Below are 3,949 nucleotides of genomic sequence, written 5' to 3' on the forward strand. Positions count from 1 at the left end.
GGGGGCCTCCGGGTGCTGTGCCTTCGCGGCCTGGGCCCGCAGCGTGTCCACTTCCTTGCGCAGGCGAAGGACCTCCGCGGAGAGCTGGGCGTAGGAGTCGCGCACCAGCCCGTTGAACACGCGCTGCCGGCCCAGGGTCTCGTTGATCAACACCTGGCACGTCTTGCGGAAGGCCCACTTGGCCAGCAGCACCGCCTGCCCCATGCCGGCGCGGTGCGTGTGCAGCGGCAGGGCCCGCGTCGTGTCCGCGTTCTCCTCCAGCGCGTGCATGTTGAAACTCAGCGGATCCACGCGCGGCTCCACGCCGTCCTCCGGCACCTCCGCCGGTTCCGACGTGGGCAGCCCGCGTACGCGCAGCCGCTCCTCGATGCGGGCCACCAGGGCCCTCGTGGGAATGTCCCGTCCGAGCAGCTTCATCGGTGTGTCTCCTCCACGATGCGCGCCATCTCTTCCCGGTACGCCGCGACCACCTGGGGCCACGTGTGCCGTTGCGCGTAGATGCGGGCCCTCTTGCCCATCGCGTCCCGGGCCTCGCCCACCTCGCGCAGCCCTTCCACGAACGACGCAAGCCCCCGGTACACCCGGCCCGCGCCACTGCGCTCCACCTGTCCCACGAGCACCTCCGAGTGCCCGTTCACCAGCACCGGCGTCCCCTGCGCGAACGCCTCCAGCGTCAGGAGCGACAGGCTCTCGAACTTCGACGGCACCACCACCGCCAGCGCTCCCGCCAGCGCGTCGTGCTTGTCCTGCTCGGAGATGCGCCCCACGTGCCGCACGCCCTCTCCGCTCACGTCCATGTGCGCTTCGCCCGCGAGCACCAACTCCGGCGCGTCCTGGTAGCGCTCCCGCAGCTGGCGGTGGAACTTCAGCAGGTCCGGCACGCCCTTGCCCGGCTCCAGCCGGCCCACGTAGAGCAGGTAGCGGCCGTGCACGCCGTACTTCGCCCGGAAGCGGTCGGGCACCGACGGCAGCGCGTCCACGCCCACGCCCACCACGCGCGCCCGCGCATGGTTCGGGTGGAAGCGCCCGAGCATCTCGACCTCCTCCGGCGTGTTGCACATCAGCACCCGGGGACGGTTGAACACGTCCCCATAGACGCCGAAGCGGATGGGCGGCTCGTCATGCGCGGTGGGCACCAGCAGCGCGCGGTCCGACACCAGCGGCAGCCCCCACGCCGTGGGCGCGTAGAGGTACGTGAAGAACAGGTAGCCGTCGTACGTGTCCTGCGTGGTGGCCAGGTGCTCCATCAGCCCGGGGCTCAGCGGGCCCTGCTCGGCCACCCACTGCTCTTCACGCAGTCGCTCGTTGCCGTGCCCGAACACGTGGCGCGACATGTCGTTGAATGCGTGGATGTTGCGCGTGCGCGTCACCGGGAAGCGCAGCACCTTCGTGCGGCCAAAGCGGTCCTCGCCGGGCGGGAAGGTGTTCTCCCACGTCAGGTGGTTCTTCGCGCAGGTCGTCACCACCGTGACGTCCCAGTGCGGCGCCAGGTGCTCCGCCACCTGCGCGGCGTGGCTCTCCGCTCCGCCCGTCACCTCGCCAAAGCGCTGCACCACCAGCGCCACGCGCGGCCGCTTCGCCGGGGCCTTGCGCGGACGGGGCGGCGGCGCCACCACACCCTCCAGCGCTCGCGTGAGCGACACCTGCGCGGCCGTGGGGGAGAAGTGCTGGAGCCGGCGCGCCTGGCCGTCGAGCACCGACTTGCGCAGGTCCTTGTCCTCGCACAGGTCCACCACCAGCTCCGCGAGGAACGCGTAGCGCTTCTGGTCGAACGCGATGCCCGCGCCGCCCAGCGTCTCCGGCACCGCCGCCGCCGCGTACGCGAGCACCGGCACTTCGGAGGCCATGGCCTCGATGATGGGCACGCTGAAGCCCTCGTGCTCGCTCATGGAGACGAACACGGACGCGGAGCGGTACACGGCCACCAGCTCCGGATGCGACAGGCGTCCCAGGAAGTGCACTCCGCTGAGGTCCTTCATCTCGCGCTGGAGCGACTTGAAGTAGCGGCTGCCCGGCTCGTAGCCGCCGACAATCAGCAGGCGTGCCTGGGGACGGATGCGCAAGAGCTCCCGGTGCAGCGCGAGCAGGTCCTCGAAGCGCTTGTGCGGCATCACCCGGCTCACCGACACCAGGGTGGGGCCGGGCCCGGCCAGCTCCGCGAGCTTCGCCGCATCCGCCACGGACGCGGCGAAGCGCTCCTGCTCGATGAAGAGCTGCACGGTGTGCACGTTGCGGTGGCCCGCGACGCGCAGCTCCGCGCTGTTGTAGTCCGAGTCCCCGATGGACACGTCCAGGAAGGGCGCCATCGCGGCCACCTGCGCGCGGCCCGCCACCAGCGCGTGCTCCAGCGGCGTGTCCTGGTAGAAGCGCGCGGGGCTGATGTTGTGGAACACCACGCCGCGCTTGCAGTCCATGTGCATCAGCCGCCCGCTCAGCGGGGACGCGATGCCGTGGTGGTACAGCACCAGGTCATCCGGCTTCGGCTTCAGCGTGAAGACGTGGCGGGCCAGGCCCTGCAGCCCTCCGGCGACCTCTTCCGCGTAGATGTCTCCCACGTGCCCCATGCGGCGCAGCAGGAGTTGCAGGTGCAGCGCGGCCTGACCGGAGGCGTCGCCGGGGCCGAAGCTTGGGATCAACTGATGGACCGCCATGGAGGGCCGTGTGTACCACACGGGCATGGTATGAGGCGGCCCGTGTCGACCCCCGGACCCATCGCCTTCGACGCCACCCTGTGGGACGAGCCCACCACTGGCATCGGCCTGTACACCCGTTGCCTCGCGGAGGCGCTCGAAGCCCAGGGCGTCCGGCTGGACCGGATGGGCGCGCGCAAGTCCGGCGAACATCCGCGCGGCGTCCAGAAGCGAACGTCGTGGACGCTGGCCACGCTGCCCCGGCTGCTCAAGGCCACGCCGCCGCCCGTCTACCACGCGCTCAGCAACTTCAACCTGCCGCTGCGGCGCACGCCGGGCACCGCGTACGTGCTCACCGTGCACGACCTGGTGCCGTTGGATTTTCCGCACACCGTCTCCGCGCCGTACCGCTGGCAGTTCCGGCTGTGGCTCGCGCGCAGCCTGATGCTCGCGGACCGGCTGGTGTGCATCAGCGAGAGCACGCGCCAGGACCTGCTGCGCCGCTTCCCCCAGGTGGAGCCGCGCACCGTGGTGGTGCACAACGGCGTGGACCACGTGAACGCGACCCCTCTGAACGAGGCGGACGAGGAGTTCCTCCACGCGCTCAACCTGCCGAAGGACTACGTGCTGTACGCGGGCTCGCTCGACGTGCGCAAGAACGTGGAGCTGGTGCTGGAAGCGCAAGAGCGGCTGCACGCGCGCGGCCGGTCCTTCACGCTCGTGCTCGCGGGGCAGGCCTGGTACGGCTCCGGCAAGGTGGAGACGCGCATCGAGCGGCTGCGCTCGGAAGGCCTGGACGTGCGGCCCCTGGGCTACCAGACCCCCGCCATCTTCTACGCGCTGATGCGCCGCGCGGCGCTGTTCGTCTTCCCGTCGCGCTACGAGGGCTTCGGACTGCCGCCCCTGGAGGCCATGCGGCTGGGCACGCCCACGGTGGTGTCCACGGAGGGCTCGCTGCCGGAGGTGTGCGGCGACGCCGCGCCCGCGGTGGATCCAGACGACGCGGAAGGCCTGGCGGCGGTCATCGACCGGGTGCTGCGTTCGCCGGAGGAGCGCCGCGCGCTGTCGGAGGCGGGCCAGCGTCAGGCCGCGAAGTTCACCTGGGCCCGCACCGCGGAAGGGATGCGGGCCGCTTACGATGCGGCGCTGCGCCACCGGTAGGCGCCCGTGGTCAACCGGCCCGTGAAGGGCCTCCTGGAGGAACATGCGACTGCTCGTGTGGAGTGGAATCGTCTGCGGAATGCTGCTCGGGTGCGCGGGGTCGAACGCGGCGCGCAAGGACGAGGCCCAGGAGCCGGCCCCCACCGCCCAGCAGGAGG

The 3,949-nt window shown here is 71.3% G+C and carries 2 protein-coding genes and 1 pseudogene; 1 reads left to right on the forward strand and 2 read right to left on the reverse strand.

Features of this window, described 5'->3' with window-relative positions:
- Together D7Y11_RS41935 and D7Y11_RS41940 are read right to left on the reverse strand one after the other, a co-directional pair.
- A pseudogene (locus D7Y11_RS41935) lies at nt 1–417 on the reverse strand (hypothetical protein); the annotation flags it as partial.
- Nucleotides 414–2,651: a glycosyltransferase family 4 protein gene (locus D7Y11_RS41940; protein ID WP_126936457.1), complete on the reverse strand. Its 2,238-nt coding sequence runs from the start codon at nt 2,649–2,651 to the stop codon at nt 414–416. The gene D7Y11_RS41940 and the pseudogene D7Y11_RS41935, both read right to left, overlap by 4 nt.
- Nucleotides 2,652–2,681: 30 nt before the next feature.
- Between D7Y11_RS41940 and D7Y11_RS41945 the strand changes: the two genes are divergently transcribed.
- Nucleotides 2,682–3,791, forward strand: a complete 1,110-nt coding sequence (locus tag D7Y11_RS41945) for a glycosyltransferase family 1 protein (RefSeq protein ID WP_126936458.1) — start codon at nt 2,682–2,684, stop codon at nt 3,789–3,791.
- Nucleotides 3,792–3,949 lie beyond the last annotated feature (158 nt).

Source organism: Corallococcus sp. AB018, from assembly GCF_003986945.1.
Taxonomy (GTDB): domain Bacteria; phylum Myxococcota; class Myxococcia; order Myxococcales; family Myxococcaceae; genus Corallococcus; species Corallococcus exiguus.